The sequence below is a fragment of the Novosphingobium sp. BL-A-41-Hi4A-0G genome (assembly GCF_055521735.1).
Genome location: NZ_CM145501.1, coordinates 576,899 through 598,993, shown reverse-complemented (window position 1 = coordinate 598,993; position 22,095 = coordinate 576,899). Strand labels below are relative to the sequence as shown.

At 64.4% G+C, this 22,095-nt stretch carries 20 protein-coding genes and 1 tRNA gene; 14 read left to right on the top strand and 7 right to left on the bottom strand.

Going from position 1 to position 22,095, the window contains the following annotated elements:
* Window positions 1-13 precede the first annotated feature (13 nt).
* The 3 genes from ACZ1JX_RS03095 to ACZ1JX_RS03085 are packed head-to-tail and all read left to right on the top strand — an operon-like array spanning window position 14 to window position 2,847.
* Window positions 14-376, top strand: coding sequence for a (2Fe-2S)-binding protein (locus ACZ1JX_RS03095; RefSeq protein WP_465125332.1), 363 nt, complete (start codon window positions 14-16; stop codon window positions 374-376).
* The gene (locus tag ACZ1JX_RS03090; protein WP_465125331.1) at window positions 377-535 is read left to right on the top strand and encodes a hypothetical protein; all 159 of its coding nucleotides are present in this window, start codon (window positions 377-379) and stop codon (window positions 533-535) included.
* Window positions 532-2,847, top strand: coding sequence for a xanthine dehydrogenase family protein molybdopterin-binding subunit (locus tag ACZ1JX_RS03085; protein WP_465125330.1), 2,316 nt, complete (start codon window positions 532-534; stop codon window positions 2,845-2,847). Before ACZ1JX_RS03090 ends, ACZ1JX_RS03085 begins: the two co-directional genes overlap by 4 nt.
* Window positions 2,848-2,911: 64 nt before the next feature.
* On the opposite strand, the gene ACZ1JX_RS03080 is transcribed toward ACZ1JX_RS03085, so the two are convergent.
* Together ACZ1JX_RS03080 and ACZ1JX_RS03075 are read right to left on the bottom strand one after the other, a co-directional pair.
* Window positions 2,912-3,724: a ferredoxin--NADP reductase gene (locus ACZ1JX_RS03080; RefSeq protein WP_465126345.1), complete on the bottom strand. Its 813-nt coding sequence runs from the start codon at window positions 3,722-3,724 to the stop codon at window positions 2,912-2,914.
* Between the two features lie 248 nt (window positions 3,725-3,972).
* On the bottom strand, window positions 3,973-5,262 hold the full coding sequence (locus tag ACZ1JX_RS03075) for a cystathionine gamma-synthase family protein (RefSeq protein ID WP_465125329.1): 1,290 nt from the start codon (window positions 5,260-5,262) through the stop codon (window positions 3,973-3,975).
* Between the two features lie 129 nt (window positions 5,263-5,391).
* Here ACZ1JX_RS03075 and ACZ1JX_RS03070 point away from each other — a divergent pair, with 129 nt between their 5' ends.
* The 8 genes from ACZ1JX_RS03070 (at window position 5,392) to ACZ1JX_RS03035 (ending at window position 13,557) form a co-directional block, all read left to right on the top strand.
* Complete coding sequence (locus ACZ1JX_RS03070; RefSeq protein WP_465125328.1) at window positions 5,392-5,775, top strand: reverse transcriptase-like protein; 384 nt, start codon at window positions 5,392-5,394, stop codon at window positions 5,773-5,775.
* A gap of 148 nt (window positions 5,776-5,923) precedes the next feature.
* On the top strand, window positions 5,924-6,553 hold the full coding sequence (locus ACZ1JX_RS03065) for a DUF6644 family protein (protein WP_465125327.1): 630 nt from the start codon (window positions 5,924-5,926) through the stop codon (window positions 6,551-6,553).
* Window positions 6,550-7,368 carry a DUF6644 family protein gene (locus ACZ1JX_RS03060; RefSeq protein ID WP_465125326.1) on the top strand — a complete coding sequence of 273 codons (819 nt, stop codon included), beginning with the start codon at window positions 6,550-6,552 and terminating at the stop codon, window positions 7,366-7,368. The genes ACZ1JX_RS03065 and ACZ1JX_RS03060 overlap by 4 nt, the downstream gene beginning before the upstream one ends.
* A 179-nt stretch (window positions 7,369-7,547) precedes the next feature.
* Window positions 7,548-8,879 carry an SMP-30/gluconolactonase/LRE family protein gene (locus ACZ1JX_RS03055; RefSeq protein ID WP_465125325.1) on the top strand — a complete coding sequence of 444 codons (1,332 nt, stop codon included), beginning with the start codon at window positions 7,548-7,550 and terminating at the stop codon, window positions 8,877-8,879.
* 32 nt (window positions 8,880-8,911) lie between these two features.
* The gene (locus ACZ1JX_RS03050; protein WP_465125324.1) at window positions 8,912-11,329 is read left to right on the top strand and encodes a TonB-dependent receptor; all 2,418 of its coding nucleotides are present in this window, start codon (window positions 8,912-8,914) and stop codon (window positions 11,327-11,329) included.
* 14 nt (window positions 11,330-11,343) lie between these two features.
* On the top strand, window positions 11,344-11,766 hold the full coding sequence (locus tag ACZ1JX_RS03045) for a DUF6152 family protein (protein ID WP_465125323.1): 423 nt from the start codon (window positions 11,344-11,346) through the stop codon (window positions 11,764-11,766).
* A gap of 1 nt (window position 11,767) precedes the next feature.
* Complete coding sequence (locus ACZ1JX_RS03040) at window positions 11,768-12,568, top strand: hypothetical protein (RefSeq protein ID WP_465125322.1); 801 nt, start codon at window positions 11,768-11,770, stop codon at window positions 12,566-12,568.
* The gene (locus ACZ1JX_RS03035) at window positions 12,568-13,557 is read left to right on the top strand and encodes a hypothetical protein (protein ID WP_465125321.1); all 990 of its coding nucleotides are present in this window, start codon (window positions 12,568-12,570) and stop codon (window positions 13,555-13,557) included. The genes ACZ1JX_RS03040 and ACZ1JX_RS03035 overlap by 1 nt, the downstream gene beginning before the upstream one ends.
* A gap of 69 nt (window positions 13,558-13,626) precedes the next feature.
* Here ACZ1JX_RS03035 and ACZ1JX_RS03030 read toward each other — a convergent pair whose 3' ends face one another.
* From ACZ1JX_RS03030 to ACZ1JX_RS03020, 3 genes are read right to left on the bottom strand one after another with little or no spacing between them, the layout of a single operon-like run.
* Complete coding sequence (locus tag ACZ1JX_RS03030; RefSeq protein ID WP_465125320.1) at window positions 13,627-13,938, bottom strand: cytochrome C; 312 nt, start codon at window positions 13,936-13,938, stop codon at window positions 13,627-13,629.
* Window positions 13,935-15,164 carry a SorA family sulfite dehydrogenase catalytic subunit gene (sorA, locus tag ACZ1JX_RS03025; protein ID WP_465125319.1) on the bottom strand — a complete coding sequence of 410 codons (1,230 nt, stop codon included), beginning with the start codon at window positions 15,162-15,164 and terminating at the stop codon, window positions 13,935-13,937. The genes ACZ1JX_RS03030 and sorA overlap by 4 nt, the downstream gene beginning before the upstream one ends.
* A gap of 11 nt (window positions 15,165-15,175) precedes the next feature.
* Window positions 15,176-16,222: a LysR substrate-binding domain-containing protein gene (locus ACZ1JX_RS03020; RefSeq protein ID WP_465125318.1), complete on the bottom strand. Its 1,047-nt coding sequence runs from the start codon at window positions 16,220-16,222 to the stop codon at window positions 15,176-15,178.
* A gap of 366 nt (window positions 16,223-16,588) precedes the next feature.
* Here ACZ1JX_RS03020 and ACZ1JX_RS03015 point away from each other — a divergent pair, with 366 nt between their 5' ends.
* Complete coding sequence (locus ACZ1JX_RS03015) at window positions 16,589-17,074, top strand: hypothetical protein (protein WP_465125317.1); 486 nt, start codon at window positions 16,589-16,591, stop codon at window positions 17,072-17,074.
* On the opposite strand, the gene ACZ1JX_RS03010 is transcribed toward ACZ1JX_RS03015, so the two are convergent.
* Complete coding sequence (locus ACZ1JX_RS03010; protein ID WP_465125316.1) at window positions 17,069-19,027, bottom strand: TonB-dependent receptor domain-containing protein; 1,959 nt, start codon at window positions 19,025-19,027, stop codon at window positions 17,069-17,071. The two genes, ACZ1JX_RS03015 and ACZ1JX_RS03010, sit on opposite strands and share 6 nt — an antisense overlap.
* Before the next feature lie 282 nt (window positions 19,028-19,309).
* Between ACZ1JX_RS03010 and ACZ1JX_RS03005 the strand changes: the two genes are divergently transcribed.
* Both ACZ1JX_RS03005 and ACZ1JX_RS03000 read left to right on the top strand, forming a co-directional pair.
* Window positions 19,310-20,683, top strand: a complete 1,374-nt coding sequence (locus ACZ1JX_RS03005) for an alginate export family protein (protein ID WP_465125315.1) — start codon at window positions 19,310-19,312, stop codon at window positions 20,681-20,683.
* A gap of 155 nt (window positions 20,684-20,838) precedes the next feature.
* A complete protein-coding gene (locus ACZ1JX_RS03000) occupies window positions 20,839-21,669 on the top strand; it encodes a 23S rRNA (adenine(2030)-N(6))-methyltransferase RlmJ (RefSeq protein WP_465125314.1) in 831 nt (276 codons plus the stop codon).
* Window positions 21,670-21,830: 161 nt separating this feature from the next.
* Here ACZ1JX_RS03000 and ACZ1JX_RS02995 read toward each other — a convergent pair.
* Window positions 21,831-21,920: transfer RNA gene (locus tag ACZ1JX_RS02995), tRNA-Ser, on the bottom strand.
* Window positions 21,921-22,095 lie beyond the last annotated feature (175 nt).

The window sequence follows — 22,095 nt, the reverse complement described above, 5'->3', positions numbered from 1 at the left end:
GGATTTCAGGGGCATGACAAAGATCGTGGTCAACGGGCAGGAGCGCGAAGTGAAGGCTTCGCCCGATACGCCCCTGCTATACGTCCTGCGCAACGAACTTGGCGTGAAAGGCGTCAAGTTCGGCTGCGGGCTTGCCCAGTGCGGGGCCTGCTCCGTCCTGCTGGGCGATGAGGAAGTGCGCGCCTGCGTCACTCCGATTGCCGCGCTCGAAGGCAAGCCTGTCACCACAGTGGACGGCCTGCCCGCGCGCTGGGCGCAGAAGAAGGGACTGAAGCCCGATCCACAGCGGCTGCACCCGGTCCAGCAGGCCTGGGTTGATGAGCAGGTGCCGCAATGCGGGATCTGCCAGTTCGGCATGATGATCAAGGTCACCTAATTGCTCGAGACCAACCCCAAGCCCACCGATGCGCAGATCACCGAAGCGCTCACCACCTCCGGCCCCTCGCCGCACTTGTGCCGCTGTGGCAGCTACGCCGCGATCCTCGAAGGCGCACACCGCGCCGCGAAGCTTATGGCCGAAGGGGGCGCGGCATGAGCGCGGCTGTCGACATCCACGGCGCAAGGCTCTCGCGCCGCGCCTTCATCGGCACTGGCGGCGCTCTCGCGGTTGCCGTGAGCCTGCCGGTCAAGGCTTCGGCCGAGGCAGGGGCGAAAGCCTCGCTCGATGCAGCCATTCCCGCCAACTGGATCGAAATCGACGCGACAGGGGCGGTGACGATCCGCACCGGCAAATGCGATTTCGGCCAGAGCAGCGTCAACACCGCCTATCGCCAGATCGTGGCAGAGGAACTCTGCGTCCCGCTTTCGGCGATGACCACGGTCATCACCGGCGACACCGACCGCACGCCCGATGGTGGCGGCACCTTCTGGCTGCTGGGCTACGTCCAGAACCTGCGCAAGGTAGCGGCCTACATGCGCGAAGCTGCGCTTGAAGTGGCGGCAGGCAAGCTCGGCGTCGATCGCAAGGCGCTCTCGGTCAAGGACGGCGTGATCTCGGGCGGCGGCAAGTCGATCAGCTATGCGCAGCTGGTCAAGGGTCAGGACTTGAAGCTTACGATCCCGGTCGAAGGCGCGTTGACCAGCCCGATGGGCCTGATGGTCAAGGGCGATCCGCCGATGAAGCCGGTGTCGGAATACACCATCATCGGCAAGCCCTCGGCCAACCCGATGACCCGGCCCAAGGTATCGGGCGAAGCGGTATGGGTCGGAGACGTGACCCTGCCCGGCATGCTCCATGCCCGCACGATCCACCCGGCAACCCTCGGCTCGAAGCTGGTCAAGGCGGGCAAGCTCGACAGTGCGCAGTTCCCAGGTGCGCGTCTGGTCACGATCGGCAACCTGCTCGCGGTCGTCTCACCAGATGAATGGGAAGCCGTTCAGGCAGCACAAGCGGTCGCTGCCGAAACGCAGTGGAGCGAATGGAAGGGCCTGCCCGGCCACGAAGGCCTCGCCGAGCACTTGCGCACCAAGGCCGACTGGTCTGCCTTCCCGGTCAGGGACGGTGCCGCCAACAAGGGCGAGCCGGATATGGCCGCCACCGCGCGCGAGCACAAGGCCTCGTACTTCCTGCCTTATCACAAGCACGCGCCGATCAGCCCGATGGTGACGCTGGCCGACTACCGCCCGGACGGTTCGGTGACGCTGCACACCCTCAGCCAGAACCCGCAGCACTTGCGCCACATGATCGCCAAGATGCTCGGAACGGGCGAGGACAAGGTCGTCGTGCGCACCTACCCCGGTTCGGGCCACTATGGCCGCTCGAACGGCGGCAGCGCCGGGTCCGAGGACGAGGCTGTATTGCTCTCACGCGAACTGGGCCGTCCGGTGCGCGTGCAGTGGATGCGCGCAGACGACATGCAGTGGACGACGCAGTCCTCCTGCGCGCTGGCAGACATCGACATCCGTCTGGACAAGGACGGCCGCATTGCGGGCTACAGCGCGCAGCACCACGTCCCGCCGATGCAGGACGACCGTCTGGTCGGCGCGATTCTCGCCGGACTGCCGGTGATCGACTCCCCCGCGCCTGCAAGCAACGATCCGTTTCAGGTCGGCATCACTGACGTGCAGGACACGTGGGTCTATGGCTCGGTGCCCGCCGTGCGAGAAAAGGGCCTCAGCACCTGGCAGATCGGCGAGAAGGAGTCCCCCCTCGCCGTCGGCCTGCGTGACCATTCGATGCGCACGCCGATCCAGTTCCAGCAGAACTTTCCTCGCGAACTAGCGATCAGCGAAGCCGCCATGCTTGCAGGCAAGGACGCGCTGCAGTTCCGGCTCGACCACGTCACCGATCCGCGATTCAAGGCAATCCTCGAAAAGCTGCGCATCGAGAGCGGCTGGGACAATCGTCCCTCCCCCGCCCCCGGCGCGCGCGCCAGCGGCAAGGGCACGGTGAAGGGCCGCGGTCTTTCGATCATGCTGCGCGACAACGGCTACTGGGCCTGCGCCGCACACGTCGCGGTGACGCCGGAGACCGGCGAAGTGAAGGTCGAGCGGATGACGATGGTCGCCGACGTCGGGATCGTGATCAATCCCCTGCAACTGCGCCGCCAGATTCAGGCCGGGTGCCTGATGGGCGTCAGTCAGGCACTGCATGAGGAAGTCGCGTTCGATCAGGGCGCGATCACCTCGGTGGACTGGGCGACCTACCCGATCCTGACGATGGCAGAGATGCCGCAACTCAAGATCGTGTTCGAAACCAACCTTGCTGCGGGCAATTATGGCCAAGGCTCGGAAAGCGCCAACGCGCTCGCCGCGCCTGCCATCGCTGGTGCAGTGCTAGATGCCACCGGAAAGCCGGTACGCCGCATTCCGCTGCGCCCTGAATACGTGAAGGCCGCGCTCGCCTGATCCGTTCCGGCGCTGCGCGATGCGGCGCCGGAGCCTTCGCGCTTAGGGTCAAGACCGGCGCGATCTATCCTACGAAGGCGCGCTCGATCACGAAATCGGCGGGGCGGTTGTTGGAGCCTTCGACGAAGCCGCGCTCCTCTAGCATCCCGGTCAGCCCCTTGATCATCGCCATGCTGCCGCACAGCATCACGCGGTCGGTCTCCGGGTCGAGCGCGGCAGGGCCTTCGAGGCCTTCGAACAGGCGGCCGTTCTCGACCAGATCGTTGATCCTGCCCATCGTGTGGAACGCCTCGCGAGTGACTGTCGGCACGTAGATCAGCTGCAGCAGCGCCTGATCCTGCACCAGCGGATCGCCCGCCAGATGTCCTTCAAGCTCTTCACGGAAGGCAAGGTCCGAGACCTGCCGCACGCAATGGACCACGACAACTTGCGAGAAACGCTCGTAAATATCCGGATCGCGGATCAGTGACAGGAACGGCGCAAGGCCGGTTCCGGTGGCAAACAGGAATAGCCGCCGCCCCGGCGTCAGGGCATCGGCCACCAGCGTCCCCGTCGGCTTGCGGCCCAGCAGGATCGGATCGCCCACCTCGACATGCTGCAATTGCGATGTAAGCGGACCGTCCTGCACCTTGATCGAAAGGAACTCCAGCTCCTCTGCCCAAGCCGGGCTGGCGATCGAATAGGCACGCAGCAAGGGCTTGCCCTCAAGCGGCAGGCCAACCATCACGAACTCGCCCGAGCGGAATCGGAAAGACGCCGGTCGGGTGATCGAAAAGCTGAACAGGTGCTCGTTCCAATGTCGGACCGACAGCACCGTCTCGATGGTAAGGGCACTGGACTGGCCAAGCGCAGCCAGCGCGGCTTTACGGTCGCTCATCATGGAAGGGGCATCCCGTCAATGGGGAAAAAGGCCTGCGGTTTGCAGTGTCCTTATGCTCCCATGAAACACCTTTGTCGGGGCACTGGCCATATGAACTTAGGGACAGGCAAGTGAAGGCGGCGCAGCTATGTCGTCAATTGCCGTTTGCCCCCCGTCTGCCTGCCCGGGTTCCCCCTTTGCCTCGCAGAGTTGCCCGAGAGTTCGCGAGAGTTGGGGTAGAGTTGGGGTAGAGTTGGAAATCGCTGCTACGCGGCTGCCACCTCCAGAGCCTGGCGCAAATCTGCAATGATATCATCGCGATGCTCGATTCCGATCGAAAGACGCACTGTCGCATCGCGCACGCCGAAGCGCTCGCGCACGTCCTGCGGCACACCCGAATGCGTCGTCGTTGCAGGATGGCTCGCCAGCGATTCCGTCCCGCCCAGGCTGACGGCCAGCTTGAAAATCTGCAATGCATTCAGAAACTTGAACGCTGCCGGTTGCCCGCCGGCAATATCGAACGAAAACGTCGACCCGGCACCCCCGCACTGCCGCGCAAAGACCTCGGCCTCGACCGATCCCTCAGCTGCAAACAACGGAGAAGCCACGCTTTTTACCCCCGGATGTTGCACCAGAAATTGTGCCGCAGCCACCGCGTTGGCATTGGCGCGCTCCATCCGCAGGCCCAAGGTCTCGAGCGAACGGCCAAGCATCCAGCAACTATGCGCATCAAGCTGCGTGCCGATGGCGCTGCGCAGCAGGCGCACGTCGCGCATCAGCGCCGCCGGTCCGAGCGCTGCTCCGGCGACCAGATCCGAGTGACCGCCGACGTACTTGGTCAGAGAATAGACCGAGATATCAGCACCATGGCGCAGCGGCTGCTGATAGACCGGGCCGAGCAGGGTATTGTCGACGACCAGCAGCGGCCGCCGTTCCTGCTCAAGGCCGATAGCCTCGCAGACCCGCCGCAGCATCGCGATGTCGACCAGCGCATTGGTCGGATTGGCCGGCGTCTCGATCAGCACGATGCCCACCGGCCCACGCGCCATCGCCCGCCGCGCCGAGGCCATGACCGCGCCCTCGTCGAGACCATCGGCAAAGCCTTCGGCGCCGATGCCGAGATTGGCAAAAGTGCGGGCCAGCAGCGTCTCGGTCCCGCCATAGAGCGGCTGCGCATGGAGGATGACTTCGCCCGGCCGGACGAAAGCGAGCAGCGTGGTGGTGATGGCGGACATGCCTGACGAGAAGACGACGCCGGCCTCGGCGCCTTCGTAAACCGCCAGACGATCCTCGACGATCTCGCTGTTGGGATGGTTGAAGCGCGAATAGACAAGACCCCGGCCCTGCCCCGGCGGCGGCTCCTTGCGGCCGGCGACATAATCGAAGAAGTCACGGCCTTCCTCGGCCGTGGGGAAGACGAAGGTCGAAGTCAGGAACACCGGCGGCTTGACCGCACCCTCGGACAGCAAGGGGTCGTAGCCGTAGTTTAGCATCAGGGTTTCGGGATGGAGCACATGGCTCCCGATGGCGATCTTGCTCTCTCGCGGTGCATTCATGGCATTGCCCTCCTCGCAGGTGCTTACCCCACGTTCTGATTGCGCAAACGTTCTTGGCAGCAGGAGGTTTCAGCCCCGTTCGATGCGGCAGGATTGCGTCCCGTTTGCAGTACCGGCTAGTCTGGCGCGATGCGCGGGCTCAAGATATTCTTCGATGGTGGCTGTCGGCCCAACCCCGGCCTGATCGAGGCCGCAGTGGTGATCCGCGGGGACCGACACTACTTCGACGACCTTGGCAGCGGGACCAACACTTCGGCGGAATGGCAGGCCCTGCTCTGCGCCCTGTACCTCGCCCGCAATCTGGGACTGCAGGACTTCGATCTGCTGGGTGACTCGCTGGAAGCGGTACGCGAAGCCAATGCCGCGCTGTCGAGCGGTGTGGCGACAAGCGACCGGACGCAGGCCCTGCTTGCGCTCACCGCGCAGTGCCGCCCGCGCAGAATTCGCTGGATCAAGCGCGAACAGAACCTTGCGGGCATCGCTCTTGAAGCCAGACGGCAAGCGGCCCGTTAGCACTGACGGTGTCAAGGTTATGAGCAAAGCATCGTTCCGGCAGGCCCCCTAGCGCAGTAACCCTCGCCTCGTTGCCACCCGCTGCAGCACGCTTGCGTGCGCCCTTCAGCAGCGGTTGCGGCAGCGGATGGATGGAACGAGGAAACCGATGATTTCGCACTGGCTGGCAGAGCTGCAATACCGGCTCGGCGCAACACTCGACGCAACCGGCAAGATCGTTCCCGATACCTCGTGGAGCGCGCAACTGCTATCGTCCGAGCGGCTGTGGATGCTGCTTGAGGGCACGCACGTGCTCACGCTGATGCTGTTTGCCGGCACGATCCTGTTCGTCGACCTGCGGCTGCTTGGGGTTGCCTTCCGCAACGTGCCGGTATCGCGCGTGGCCGACCAGGTGTTGCCTTGGACGGTGTGCGGATTTGCCGTGCTGCTGGTCACGGGGAGCCTGCTGTTTTTCTCCAATCCGCTGGAATACTGGCACAATTTCGCCTTCCGCCTGAAGCTCGGCTTCCTCGTGGTGGCGGCCATCAACATCTTCTGGTGTCATTACCGAGTCCGGGCCAACCGCCCGCAATGGGACGAAGCGCCGGTGCCGCCGCGCCCGGTGCGCGTATCCGGGGCAACCTCCATCGCGCTGTGGTTCGTGGTGATCTTCGCCGGCCGCTACATGGCCTACGACTGGACCAAGTGCATGAACCCCGGCCCGCTGGTCGGCGCGGTGGCGCAGTGCGAGGTCTATGACCAGACGCTTGAAAAGATTGACGAGGAGATCGCACAATGAGCGTCAACTTCCGCGATGCCCTGCCCACTTTGCAGGCCCCGCTCGACAGCTTTGCCCAGATCGGGTGGATCAAGGACCTGAACCAGACCACCTGGCTCTTCGCCATTGTCGAAACTGCGCACCTGCTCTCGATGGTCATCCTCGGCGGCGCGGTGCTGGTGCTGAACCTGCGCCTGCTCGGGGCAATCCTCAAGGACGTCCCTGCATCCACGGTCGAGGCTGCCACCCGCCCGTGGCTGCGCATCGGCATTGTCGGCACGATCGCCACCGGCATCTACATGGGCGTGGCGACGATCGTCACCCTGCTGCCGAGCGGCGCGTTCTTCGTGAAGATGATCGCGCTGGTCGCCGCGATCCTGCTGAGCATCGCCGTTTCGCGGCAGGTGCGCGAGAATGCAGGCACCGACGGCCCGCAGCCGCTCGGCCTTGCTATTGCCGCGGGCACGCTGTGGCTGGTCGCGCTGGTGCTGTTCACCGCAACGAGCGAACTTTCCTCAGGCTCGCTGATCGTGGCCTTCGCTGGCTTCTTGCTGTTCGCCGCCAGCCTTGCCCGTTACCGTGCTGCCTATCTGGCAGCACTGGGCGGCGTGGTGGTACTGGCGGTGCTGCTATCGCTGGAGTTTGCACCTGAAGGCAGCGCGCTGCCGGGACTCGTTGCCGTAGTGCTCGCGCTGGGCGCGGCGATTGCGGCAGGCTGGTTCGAGAACCGGAGCAACACGGCACCAGTTCTTGGCCGAATCCAGGTTGCGGCGCTGTCCTCGTCGCTGGCATGGATCACGGTGGCAGCAGCAGGGCGGTGGATCGGCTTCAGCTGATAGAAAAATCATTGCAGAATATAGAGCCTCTTCTTCAGATATACTTGAAGAGGAGGCTTTTCTGCGTTCCGGAAAAGTGACGTTTTGGATGCATAAGCATATTCCGATTCGTTTGTTTTTGCCTATGTGTTGAATGATTAAGCGCCACCCATCGAATTCATTTCCAGATGGGGGTCACAATGCCGATCGAAAACTTCAAGGCTGCGCGCAAGCACGGCACGGTCACGCTTCTCGCGCTCGGCGCTTCGCTCGTAGCCATGGCGCCGACGCAGCCCGCACTCGCCCAGGCCGCCGCACCCGCAGCGCAAGCCCCTGCTGCACCCAAGCTCGAAAAGGCGAAGATCGACGCCTTGCTGGCGACACCCGACAAGGTGGTGTTCATCGACGTGCGCCGCGCCGACGAAATCAGTCAGCTCGGCGGGCTGCCGGTGTTCCTCAACATCCAGATCAGCGAACTCGATCGCTTCCTTTCCTACATTCCGCGTGACCGCCAGATCGTGACGGTCTCCAACCACGCCGGGCGCGCGCAGAAGGCAGCAGGCCTGCTCGCAGCCAAGGGCTTCAACGTGGTTGGTGCCGTCGGTGTCGAGGACTATGCTGCCGAAGGTGGCTTCCTCTACGGCCAGAAGATCGTGACGCCCGAGATTGCAGGCGTGGTCGCTGCCGGAACCCGCGTCGAAGTGGTCCGCGAAGGTTTCGAGGGCACCGAAGGGCCGATCGCGCTGGCCGATGGTTCGATCCTGTTCACTGAAAACCGCGCCGACCGCATCGTGAAGCTTGGCGTCGACGGCTCGGTTTCGACCTACCTCGAGAAGACCGGCGGTGCCAACGCGCTGGCGCTCTCGGCCAAGGGCGAACTGCTCGCCGTCCAGACCGCGCCTTCGGGCATTGCCGTGCTGCAGCCGACGCCCAAGGTGCTGGCGAGCAAGTTTGACGGCAAGCCGCTCGGCCGCCCGAACGACTTTGCGCTCGCTCGCAACGGCAACATCTACTTCTCCGATCCCGGCGCAAACCCCGCTCCCGGCGCGGCTGCTCCTGCCACGCCGCCCAAGACCGGGTTCTACTGGCTCGACAGGAAGGGCAAGGTTCACCTCGTCGCCGACGATATCCGCCGCCCCAACGGAGTGGCGCTCAGCCAGGACGAAAAGACCGTCTATGTTGCCAACACGCAGGGCGAATACGTCCTTGCCTGGACGGTCAACGCCGACGGCAGCCTGACCGGGCGCCGCGATTTCGCCAAGCTTGCAGGATTCAAGACCACACCGACCGGCCCGACCAGCGGGGCTGATGGCATTGTCGTCGACAAGGACGGCCGGGTCTTCGTGACCAGCACGCTCGGCATCGAGGTGTTCTCGGCCGAAGGCCAGCCGCTTGGCGTGATCAAGCTGCCCAAGCAGCCGCAGAACCTTGCCTTCGGCGGCAAGGAGCACGCCCACCTCTACGCCGTGGGCCGTGGTTCGGCCTACCGCATCGCCACGCTGACCAAGGGCGTCGACCGCCCCGGCAAGTAATCAGAACAGAACGATCTCAGGGAATCCCACACATGCGCATCCTCTCCACGCGCGCGCAGGCCTTCACTGCTGCGCTGCTCCTTTCGACCGCTTCCACCGCCTATGCGCAGGAAGCACCCGCTGCTGCCGTCGACGCGGCGGACGCTGCTGCCTTTGACGATGCCGGTGGCATCGTCGTCACCGCCCGCAACCGGGAGGAGGACATCAACGATGTGCCGATCCCGATCACCGTGCTCAGCGGCGAGACCATCGCCCAGCAGCGCGTGTTCACCATTGCCGATCTGACCCAGCGCGCGCCGGGCCTGACCGCGACGACACCGAACGCCCGCCGCACCGGCGTGTCGCTGCGCGGCATCGGCAAGACCAGCGGCAACGACAACATGGAGGCCGCGGTCGGCACCATCGTCGACGACGTGTTCCTCGGCCATGTCGGCATGACCTATCAGGACTTTACCGACCTGCAGCAGGTGGAAATCATCCGCGGGCCACAGGGCACTCTGCTTGGCAAGAACACCTCGCTCGGCGTGATCAAGTACACCAGCAAGGCGCCGAGCTTCGATCCCGAAGGCACGCTGGAGCTGGAGAAGGGCTTCACCCGCAAGGCCTTCAAGGCGCGCGGTTCCTACTCCGCCGGCATCATCGAGGACGTGCTAGCGTTCCGCGCCTCGTTCTTCCTCGACAAGCAGGATGGCGACATCCTCAACGTCAATCCTGCGCGCGGCGGGCGCTGGCATGAGCGCAACCGCTGGGGCGGGCGCGTGCAGCTGCTATTCAAGCCGGCCGACAATTTCTCGGTGAAGATCAACGCCGACAGCGCCGAAACCAACGAGAACTCGAACACCAAGCCCTTCACCATCGATCCCAGGACGCTCGACGATGGTTCGGTGCGCGGCACGACCTACACGACCCGCCTCGCCCGCAGCTACTTCGGCGGCTATACCCCGATAATCGGTTCTCTGACGACAATCGACATGGATCAGGCCGAACCGCTGATCACCCGCAACAGCGGCGTTTCGCTGGTAGCCGACTGGGATGTCGGCCCCATCCAGATCAAGTCGATCTCGGCATGGCGCAAGCTGCACTTCGATGCCAAGAACGACAGCGAGCAGACCCGCTTTGCCATCGCGCGCGGCGGCACGCTGGTCGACACCGAGCAGCTCTCGCAGGAACTGCGCTTCAGCGGCAACCTCACCGATGCCCTGCATTTCCAGGCCGGGCTTTACCTGTTCAAGATCGATACCGACACGACCAGCCGCAACCTGTTTGGCCGCGATGCCGGTGCGTTCTATGCAACGAACGGCCAGTACAACACGCTGAACACGGCGGCGAACCTGCCCTTCCTGCGCGCGTCGCTCGAAAACGTGTTTTCGACGACCTACCAGAACCCTGTATCCAAGAGCCAGGCCGTGTTCGGCCAGGTCGACTGGAAGCTGACCGACCGGCTGACCGTGACCGGCGGCCTGCGCTACACCTGGGAACAGAAGGAAAGCATCACCACGCGCGGCGCGACTTTCGTCGATGGCCGTGCCCTGGTTTCGACGGGCAACGCCACGGCGGACATTATCCGCAACACCCAGCTTGGTGCCGCCTACACCGACCTGCTCGGCACGCCGATCCGCGATGGCTCGGTCTCGTGGCTGATCAACCCGAACTACAAGCTGGCGGACGACATGCTGCTCTATGCCTCGGCCAGTGGCGGGGGCAAGTCAGGTGCGGTGGCCTTCCTCAACGATGGCACCCGCGCCAACATCCTGCCCGAGCGCACCACGGACTTCGAGCTGGGCGTGAAGGGTGCATTCTTCGACAAAGCGTTGCAGCTCAACGTGAACCTCTATCACACCAAGGTTCGCGATTATCAGAACGTCACGAGCTTTGCCGATGCGGCCTCGCCCAGCGGCTTCAGCTCGCGCCTTGGCAACATCCCGGGCCTGCGCGCGCGCGGCGTGGAAGTGGACGGGCACCTGCGGGTGAGCGATGCGCTTTCGTTCAACTTCGGCGGGGCCTACAACGACGCGGTCTATACCGACTGGTCGACGGCCACCTGCCCACGCAACGTGCCGTCCTCTATCCCGGTCTGCAACAACACCGGCAAGCAGGTCGTCGGCGCGCCGAAGTGGAACGTGATCCTCGGCTTCAACTATGACCAGCCGATCGGTGACAGCGGCTTCACCCTGCGCCTCTTTGCCAATGACACATGGCGTTCGTCGCACAATCTGGAGCAGCTGCTTTCGCCCTACGGGTTCCAGAAGGCTTACCACCTGACCGACGCCGGCATCGGCGTGTCGAAGGAGCTGAACGGGGTCGAGACCGAGTTCAGCATCGTCGCCAAGAACCTGTTCGACACGCAGTACACCACCAGCGTCAACGATTTCAGCAACACCGCCCCGGTCGGCTACGACGGTATCGGCCCCCGCCGCTACGTGGGCGCGCTGCTGCGCGTGAAATACTGAAGGAGGCCAGAGAGATGAACCGCAAGTCGCTTCTGATCGCAGGGGCTGCGGCGCTGGCAGGGCTGGTTGCCCTGCCAGCCGCCAGCCTTGCCCACCACGCGTTCGCCGCCGAGTTCGATTCCAGCAAGCCGCTGGTGATCGATGGCGTGGTGACCAAGGTGCGCTTCGTCAATCCGCACAGCTGGATCTACCTTGACGTCAAGAACAAGGACGGGTCGGTGACCAACTGGGGCTTCGAGTTCGGCACGCCGACCTCGCTGCGCGCCAGCAACATCACGCGCGACAATGTCCATGCCGGCGTGCCGATCCGCCTGGCCGGGTACAAGGCCAAGAATGGCGGGCCGTTCGGCTATGCCACCACCGTGGTCCTGCCCGGTGGCCGCAAGGTGCAGACCGGCAGTGCGCCGGACGCGCCGCCGCCGCCCGTGGGGAAGTGAGATGATCCGTAAGGCAGCGATCCTGCTGGCGGCATCGACCGCACTTTCTATGCCTGCGCTTGCCGGGGCGGCACCTGCCAAACCGGCAGTGGCCGCCGCCCCTGCCGCGCCCGCGATCCCGCGTCAGGCCGATGGCAAGCCCGATTTCTCCGGCATCTGGCAGGTGCTGGGCGAGGCCGATTACGATCTCGAACCCCATGCCGGCCGTCGCGACGCGCCGCCGGGGCCGGGTGTGGTCGAGGGGGGCAAGATTCCCTACACGCCCGAGGCTCTGGAGCGGCGGGCCCGCAACTTCGCCGCGCGGACCAAGGACGATCCGCGCCTAAAGTGCTGGGTGCTGGGCGTGCCGCGCGGGGTCTATTACCCGGCGCCGTTCCAGGTGTTCCAGCGCGCGCAGGACCTGACGCTGGTCCACCAGTTCGGCAACCAGGTGCGCACCATCCGCACAGATGGTTCGGACCATCCGGAGGAGAAGCATCAGGAATTCTGGCTGGGCGACAGCCGGGGCCACTGGGAAGGCGATACGCTCGTCGTCGACGTGGCGGACTTCAACGAGGAGACCTGGCTCGACCGTGCGGGCAACTTCCACGGGCCGGACCTGCACGTGGTGGAGCGCTGGACTTTCGTCGATCCCAACACGATTTCCTACAGCGCCACGCTCGACGAGCCGGGCATCTACACGAAGCCATGGACGATCAATGTCCTCCTCCATCGCCGCCGCGACAAGGGTTTCCAGCTGATCGAGGACTACTGCTACGCGCTCGAATACGAGCAGTTCTATCCGCACAAGGACGGCAAGTGATGAACCGCAAGACCGTTTGCGCCGCCACAGCGCTGCTGCTCGCCGGGGTCGCGCCCGTGGCTTCGGCTCAGGAAGCTACCCCCGCCCCACAACCGACTGCGCAACCGACTGCTCCGGGAATCCGCTGGCAGAAGGAAGTGCCTACCATCGTCTCGGCAGAGTGGACTGGCGCGCGGCTGGCCGATGGGCAGCCCGATGTCAGCGGGTTCTGGTCGAACACGATCTCGAACCACAGCAACTTCACCGATCCACAAGCCGGGCCTCCGGGCGAGCCTTCTGCAGCGGCCAAGCTCCCGCGTGACCAGCGCGCGCCGAGCCGTGTGTCCGATCCGGGGGACGGGCAGATCCCCTACCTCCCCGCCGCCCGTGCGCTGCAGGAGGACTTTGCCAAGAACTTCCCCAACCCGATCAAGCCCCGCTACATCGAACCGCTGGCGCGCTGCGCCCCTGCGGGCGTGCCCAAGTCGTTCATGTGGCATGGCTATGAAGTGCGGCAGTATCCCGGATACGTCGTGTTCCTGTTCGATTCCGGCACGCGGATCATCCGGCTTGACGGATCGCCGTATCTCTCGCCCGAGATCAAGCTGTGGAACGGGGATTCGCGCGGCCACTGGGAAGGCAACACGCTGGTCGTCGACACGCGCAACAACAACGGCAAGGCGCTGTTCGGCCGCTATGGCGATTTCATGAGCGAGAACGCGACCGTGGCCGAACGCTTCGTGTTCGATGCCGATGGCAAGCGCTTCAACTACGTGGCGACCTTCACCGATCCCACGGTCTACTCGCAGCCTTGGACAGCCACGATCCCTGCGCGACGCTACACGGTGGCGGACAAGCCCGACGGCTGGCACTTCGACGTCAAGCCGGTCAACGCCCCGGGCAAGCCGCTGCAATACGAGCACTACGAACGCATCTGCGCCGAGAACAACGGTCCGTTCGGCGGCGGCGCGGTTGGCGTGCCTTCGGACGAGGCGGTTATCGACCGCTGATCGCCCGACCAGCATGAAAAGGGGCGGGGTGCGATATGCGCCCCGCCCCTTTTGCGTTTAGCTTTTGGCTCAGCCGAACTTCTTCGCCAGCACCGCCGCCACCGCGTCGGCCTCAGCAGGCTCGACCGGGGCCTTGTAGACGTTGATCATCTTGACCACCGAGTCCTTCCAGAACTGAGCGCCCTTCCCGCGAGGCTGGGTCACGATGTATTCGAGCGAGTGACAGGTCGAACAGGCGTTGACCACCACCTCGCCCTCAGCATCGGCCAGTTCTGCCGGGGTGCTCTCTGCCGGAGCTGAGAACGTCACCGGCTTTGCGGCAATTGCCGTGGACAGCAGCGCCGCAGCGCCCACGAGAATAATCGGTGCGCGGCGCATCATGCGGCCTCCAGCTTCAACGTTTCCACCACGTTGCGCATGTAGCCCGCAGGCTGCCAGCGCTGTTCGAGCGGCTGCGTCTCGCCATCCACTGTCTGCGCGCGGACCCTGATCGCGTGCGCGCCCTTCTGCAGGACAAGGCCCAGCCGCCATTCGCGGAAGGAATAGCGCCCCAGATCCTCACCCAGTCGCGCTTCCTGCCAGCTCTGTCCGTCATCTGGAGAAACCAGCACGCGCGCGATGTTCGATCCGCCCGCAAAGGCAATGCCGCGAAGCTCGACCGTCCGCCCTGCCGCGACCTTCGCGCCATCGACATGGCTGGTCACGAACGAGCGCACGTTGAACCGGCCGATCGGCCTGGTCTTGTCCGGCTTCTGGCCGGGGATCAGGCAATTGCAGTCGTTGTCGGGCACGCGATAGGCGGTCTTCATCCAGTAACCGTCGAACTGGGCATCGACCACGTTGATCTCGTTCAGATGCTTGACCCAGTAGGTGCCGTAATGCCCCGGCACGATCAGGCGCAGCGGATAGCCGTTGAGGAACGGCAAGTCCTGCCCGTTCATCTGGAACGCCACCATCACTTCGCCATCCCGGGCATGATCGAGGTCGAGCGCCTTGACGAAATCGGGGATGCCGTCGAGCGGCGGATTGTCGAGGCCATTGAACGTAACCTGCCGCGCGCCTTCGCGCACGTCTGCCTTGTCGAGCAGGGCCTTGAGCGGCACCCCGCGCCAGCGCGCATTGCCCATCGCACCGTTGCCAAGTTGCCCGCCACCAACGCGCGGCTCGACAAAGCCACGGCTGTTGCCCGAGCACTGGTTTACCGCGACGATTTCCTGCACCGGGAAATCGCGCTTCAGGCTGGCGAGGGAGAGTTCGAGCGGCTTGCCGACGTGGCCACCGATTTTCAGACGGAACGTCGCCGGGTCGATCACGTCGGGCAAGCCCGAGAGGTGATAGCGCACGAAAAAGGCGTCGTTCGGCGTGATCAGCCCCTGGTTGAACACCTCGAACGGCGTTTCCAGCTGCGGCGGGCGCGTCGTAAGCAGGATCATCTCGCGCTTCTGCGGAAAGCGCACGAGCGGGCGCGCGCCATTGCCGAAGGGCAGCTCTACCGACCGCGCGAGGCCCGCGGCTGGAACAGCAGCGAGCGCAAGACCGGTTGCGGTCAGGAAATCGCGGCGTCCAACACCGTTTACGGTCAGGTCCTTCATCGTCAGATCTTTCATCAATCGTCCAGTCAGTGGTGCAATTGCGGCACGGCAGATGCGGGAATGGCGAATGGAGCCGCCCCCGCCCCTCCGGGCACGTGAAGATCGTGACGATCGGTAAATGGCGCAATTTCGGGCACCTGCGAAAGTCCTGATGCGCGCTTCTTGCCGCTCAACACATCGGCATCGAGATGCGGGGCGAGCTTCGCGACGAACTGGTAGGCATAGTTGCGCAGCAAGGTGCCCTTCTGCAGCGCGATCTTGGTCGTGCCTGTGCCAAATAGCTCATCGGAGCCGGTAACCACCCGCAACTCGCTGTCAGTTCCGCCCTCAACCGCCATCTGCGCAACGATGCCGACGCCCGCGCCGAGGCGGACATAAGTCTTGATCACATCCGCATCCATGGCCCGCAGGCGCAGGTCGACTTCAACTCCGGCTTGCTCGAAAGCCTCCAGCACCCGCGAACCGCCGGAAAACTCCGCATTGTAGGTGATGATCGGATAGCGCGCGATGTCTGCCAGCTTGGGGGCTTCCAATGCCAGCAAGGGGTGTCCCTTCGGCGCGATCGCCACGTGCCGCCAGATGAAGCAGGGATGCGTCTCCAGATGGGGATTGCCGTCCACCGCCTCGGTCGCCACACCAATGTCCGCCTCGCCGCGCACCAGCGCATCGACAACAAAACTCGGACTGCCCTGCAGCAGTTCGACCTCCACTTTCGGGAAAAGTTGCCCGAACTGCAGCAGCAGGCGCGGCAGGACGTAGTTGGCCTGATTGTGCGTGGCGGCAATGATCAGGCGGCCCTTGTCGGCCTGTGCGAACTGGTCAGACAGGCGCTTGAGGTTGTCTGCCTCCTGCAGCAACCGGTCGATCACGCGGGCGGCGTTCTCCCCGGCGGGGGTAAGGCCAACCAGCCGCTTGCCCCGGCGCACGAAGATGTCGACGCGCAGTTCCTGCTCCAGTTCGCGGATCTGCTTGCTCACGCCCGATTGCGAGGTGAACAACTCGTTCGCAACCTTGGTCAGGTTGAGGTCGTTCTTCACCGCCGCGCGAATATAGCGCAGTTGCTGGAAGTTCATGTCCGCCTCCGCTGCCCGACACTTGGCCGACCGGCATGAGACGAGACGCGGGTATCGTGTGAAATCGGCATGATGCGCGTTCCCCTCGCTCGCTTTGGCGAAGCATCCTGCGCAGGGTAGCAGCCGTCTCTACCTCTTTAGTAGAGATTTCCGCGATTCACAAGCGGGGGCGTGTATTTCACCTTGTCTGGCACCAGTTTGAACCGACAAAATGTTCTATCGAAAGCACAAATCCTGCTTGGCTACAGCTTGCAACAGCAAGGCATGAGCATATGAGAAACCGTGCCTTAGTTACCGCTGCCCATAGCAGTAAGGCCTGCCCAGGGGCGTGCGGAGATGCATTTGGCTCCGCACATGAGGACACCTGTGAAACACCGTACCATTCTTCTCCTGGCAGCCAGCCTTGCGAGCGGCGCCATCGCATCGACCGCCCTGCGCGCGCAAGGCGCTGCTCCCGAACCACTGCCGTTGCCCGAGCTGATGGGCCATGTGATGCAGCGCAACGCCTATCAGCTGTGGGGGTGGACTGCCGTCACGATTGATCAGACCGGTGAGCATTCAGGTGCGCCCAAGACGGACGAGGAGTGGGAAGATGCGGAAAGTGATGCACTGACGCTGCGTCAGCTTGCCGTAGTGCTGCGCGGCGCGCCCTACCGACAGGAAGACCCGCGCTGGGACAAGCTTGCGGGCGATCTGGAAGCTGCCGCTACAGCAAGTGCGCAGGCCGCCGAGCGCAAGGATCTTGCTGGCCTTACTGCAGCCGGGGAGGCGATCAACGCACGCTGCGTGTCCTGCCACTGGGCTTTCGCCCCGGCTCTCGAGGAAGCACCCCCTCCTGTTCCGGTGTCATAAATCGAAACGCAATTCCGCAAGCAGGCGTCGGCCCGCCGAATAGAGGAATGCACCGTTCGACGAGACCTGCCAGCCATAGTCGTCGAACACGTTGGCCAGCTGCAACCGCAGCAGGCCGCGGGTCGACCCGACCGAGAAGCGATAGCGCATCCCCAGATCGAGCATCTCTCGCGGTGGGGCGTAGAGGCTGTTGGAAGGATTGCCGACGCGCGCCGAGAGGCTTTCGAAGGCAAGATCGAAGGACAGCGGGCTCCTGCCCTCGTTGAACCGCCAGTCGACGTTGGCGATCGAGCGGCGGCGGATCGTGCCGACCGGGCGCGCACCGATCCGGCCCTCGTTCACCAGTTCGCCGCTGATGCGCGAATCGATCAGGACATTGCCCAGCACCACCGAAAGACCGGGGCGCAGCGTTCCGGTCAACGACATCTCCACGCCTCGGTTCGAAGACGAGCCCAGATCACGATAGAGCAGCTGATCGTCGAGATTGTAGTAGGGCTTGCTGATCTCGAACACGCCTGCCACGAGGCTGAGGTTCTTCGTGACGGCATAGCGCAAGCCAAGGTCGGTCTGGCGGGTGCGGATTGCCGGCGGCACCGCGCCGCGATTGGTGGCATTCTGCGGCGCGACGGACACTTCCTCGAATCCGCGTACATGCCCGCCATAAAGCGACAGTGACGGACTGATCGTATAGCTTGCGGTCAGACTGCCGGTAACGGGCCGGTCGCGGTTGGAGGTGATCAGCCCCGCGCTGACGAAGCGGATCGTCTTGCTGTAGCGCGATCCGGCAATCGCCGCGTCAACCAGGAAGCGGCCGGGCTGCGTCAGCGAATAGGACAGACCCAGCGTGCCTTGCGAGGAATCGTCTGTGTCATCCACGCCGAGCGCAATCGCCGGCTTCGGCCGCTCGTCAGCGAAGTTCAGGCTGCTGGGGCCGAGCGAAATGCGCTGTACCCCGCCAAACCGGCGGTCGCCGGTCCGCCCGCGAAAGCTGAAGGTCAGCCGGTGGGCCAGCGGTCCGTCGGCGAAGGTGCGCACCACCCGCGCCTCGCCCGAAACCGTCAGATCGCGGTTGTTGCCATCGACGACCATGACCCGGTTGGCAACGGCACCATCGGGCCGCAGGTTGGCGAAGATGTCGGTGAAATTCGCATCGACGCGCCGCTCGGCGCGGAACAGCCCGGCTTCGATGCGCCAATCGCCCACCGGGAGCTTGGCCAGCGCGCCGTATATCTCATGGGCGTTGTCGCGGTCGCTCCAGCTCTGGCCGATCATCTCGCGGCGCTTGATCTGCGGCGGCAGGTAGTCTCCGCCGGGGAACAGCGCGGGCGCCGCTTCGTCGTCATAAGTGCGGGTGCGGCCCCAGAAGGCGATCACACTCGCACCCTGATAGGGCTTCCATGCCAGCCCGCCCGATGCGATCCACGACTTGAAGTTGCCACCCTCGTGGCGGTTCTGCCGCCGGACAGTCCCGCCAAGGTAGGCGCGCAGGTCACCGGCCAAGGCGAAATTGGCATCCACGCTGCCCAGCAACGAGCCGAACTGCGCCCGTTCCAGCCCAACGGTGAACTGGTCCGCATCGCCCGAAGCCGAAAGCTCGAAGTCGACGATGCCGGTCGGCGCGGGGAACGGGTAGCCCTGCGCGGCAATGCCGACGCGTACGCGGCTGCCGCGCGTCAGGCGGTTGGGCAGGCGGTCGACCGGGGCGAAGTAGAGCCCCTCGATCCGCGCATTGCCGGCATCGACCGGGTTGAAGCCGCGCACGTCGTCGGTACCGTAGAGCCCCACCCGCTCGTTCCCGACCGACTGGCCGAACGCGTCGTTTGCGTTGGTGATGACGTTGTCGTCGACGCGCTGAGCCCGGGCCTCTCCAGAAAGGGCAGCACTGACCACCATCGACGCGAGGACGAGCCCCAGACTGTCGTTGCTCCGGTAAGTGCCTCGTTTTCCCTGCATCCCGCCCCCTCAGGCCCCGCAGTTTGAGCGCTTAGCCAAGCTGCGCCACGCGCGTTAGGAACGGAGAGATGGCCGGAGAACGAACGCTTCGCCACATCCTTGTTCCATAATGTCGCAAAGGGTTGCGGGAATTGCCGCTATGGGCGGCTGGACATGCTTGTTTTCGGTTCAGCAATATTGCATCAGCCCGGATCACCGGGGCCGTGCAACCTCCCGGTCAAGCGCAGCGTGCGCCCAAGCGTTGCTTCATTGCACGGTCGCAAGGCCGTGATGGAGCATGCCTTGAAGCCTTTTTCCCGCGCAGTGCCGTTCGCGCTTCCCGTTCTCCTCGCCTTCTCGGCCCAGGCCCGCGCCGAAGCGCCGCGCCTCCAGTCGCTGCTCGGCAATCCGGAAAACGTGACGGTCACCGGTTCGGTCCGCCTGCGCTACGAGACCCTGACGGGGCAGGCACGCGTGAACCTTCCGCCAAATGACCGGCAGATCGCGCTGCGCTCGACCATAGCGGTGGAGTACAAGGCCGCACCACACCTGCGGATCGGGGCTGAAATGTTCGACAGCCGTGCATGGCTCGGCAGGCCCGGCAGCTCGGTCAGCGCCAATGACGTCAACACGCTTGAATTCGTCCAGGGTTATGTCGCCGTCGATCTGGCTCCATCAAAGGGCACCAAGGTCACGCTCGAAGCCGGGCGCTTCGTCCTCAACCTCGGCTCGCGCCGCCTCATTGCCGCAGATGATTATCGCAACACGACCAACGGCTACACCGGCCTGCGCGCCGACCTGAAGACGCGCGACGGCACAAGTGCCACGCTGATCTACACGCTGCCCCAGATCCGCAAGCCTGACGACCAGGCCTCGGTTCTGGCCAACCGGTACGGGCTGGACAAGGAAAGCTTCGACCTGCGCCTGTGGGGCGGCCTCGTCTGGCGGCCGAAGACGGTGTTCGGGGCAACTACGGAAGCATCCTATGTCCGCCTGCAGGAACGTGACAGCCCGACGCGCGCCACGCGCGACCGGGACCTGCATACGATAGCTGCCCGCCTGATCCGCGAACCAAAGGCGGGAAAGGGCGATTTCGAGATCGAGGGCGCATGGCAGTTTGGCGACATCAGCGAGACGACGCGCCCCGGCGCACGCACGCTCGACGTCGATGCCTGGTTCATCCACGCCGATGCCGGATACACCTTCCCCGGCCCTGCCCGCCTGCGCCTTTCGATCGAGTATGACCGCGCGAGCGGCGATGGTCCCGGCCGGTCCTATGGCCGGTTCGATACGCTGTTCGGCATGCGCCGCGCGGATTTCAGTCCTGCCGGCGTGCTCGCGGCCATCGGTCGCAGCAACATCGACAGCCCCGGCGTTCGCGCCGAAGTGGCGCCGGGCAAGCGGCTTGATGCCTTCGTCTCCTACCGCCCGATGTGGCTTGCCGAAAAGACCGACAGCTTCGCCTCCACGGGAGTGCGCGACGCCTCCGGCAAGTCCGGCCGCTTTGCCGGACATCAGCTGGAAGGACGTGCCCGCTATTGGCTCATCCCATCCTTCCTGCGCGGCGAGATCAACGCCTTCTGGCTGGCCAAAGGCCGGTTCCTGACAAGTGCCCTGAATGCCCCGCGTACGTCCGACACGACTTACGTCAGCACGGCCATCATCGCGACGTTTTGAAAATTGGTCCTGCTGCCGCTATTGCCAGCCGGTCGCTCTGGAACGAACCGAACCATCGCGGGCGAGCACCGGGTTTTCTACTTCGATCGCCTCGCGCCCGGGTTTCCCGCCCAGCAGCTCATATGAAGGCAGATCGTCAGGATTCTTGAAGCACGATGAATTACCGCCACTCCTTTCATGCCGGCAATAGCGCCGATGTCGTCAAGCACAGCCTGCTGATTGCCCTTGTGCAGGCCTTGCAGCACAAACCCGGCCCACTCACTTTCATCGACACACACGCCGGTTGCGGGCTTTATGACCTTGGCGGCGAAGATGCCATACGCACGGGCGAGGCTACTCAGGGCGTGCTGCGGGCATTGGACCACCCGAACCGCTTGCTTGACGACTATCGCACCGCCGTCCACCCGTTGAATGTCGGGGGCAAATGCCAGTTCTATCCCGGCTCGCCGCAGATACTGGCGCAGCTTCTGCGCCCTCAGGATTTGCTCATCCTGAATGAGAAACATCCTAAAGACGTCCAGACGCTGCGCCGCGTGATGCGCGGCACGTCCGCTGCCGTGCACGAGCGCGACGCCTACGAGCTCTGGCTGGCCATGGTGCCGCCCCGAACGCCTCGCGGCGTGGTACTGGTCGACCCTCCGTACGAGCAGACGGACGAACGCGCGCGTATCACAACCACCCTTGCCACCGCATATCGCAAATGGGCGCATGGCGTGACGGTGATCTGGTATCCCCTGAAAGACCGCACCACGCATTCGCGGTGGAAGGAGCAGTTGCGCAAGCTCGGCATCCCGAAGATGCTGTGTGTGGAGCATTGGCTCTACGACAGCGATCAAACCGGCATCTACAACGGCGCGGGCCTGTTCATCGTCAATCCGCCCTACGCATTCACCCAGGCGCTGCCGCCACTGCTGGAAGCCCTGCGTGCCGCCTTGATGCCCGAGGGCCACAAGGGCGAGATTACAAATGGTTGGTTGAGCGATTGAGGAGAATTCCTCTCCGTCTGGCTGCCGGGGACAAAGCTGATTCTGGCCGCGTGCCCACATCGGCGCGCAACGCGGGGATTATGCTAGTGCACATTGATCGACGATAGACGCAGCGTTCGGCACGGCGAACAGTCGGGAACCCTATCGTTGCGTTGGATGGCTGGCGGAGAGGGTGGGATTCGAACCCACGGTACGGTTACCCGTACACCGCATTTCGAGTGCGGCGCATTCGACCACTCTGCCACCTCTCCATGGTGCCAATGAGGGTGCCGCAAGGGCGTTCCCGGTCGAGGTAGCGCGCCGTTAGCGCATGGTGGCGGGCTTGCCAAGCGGAAAAGATGCCCCGCCGCGTCCCTGTCCGCGTCCCCATCCGGCCACCCGCCGTCTTTCTTCGCTCCGCGCTTGTTTGCGCTGCAGCGAAGCCCT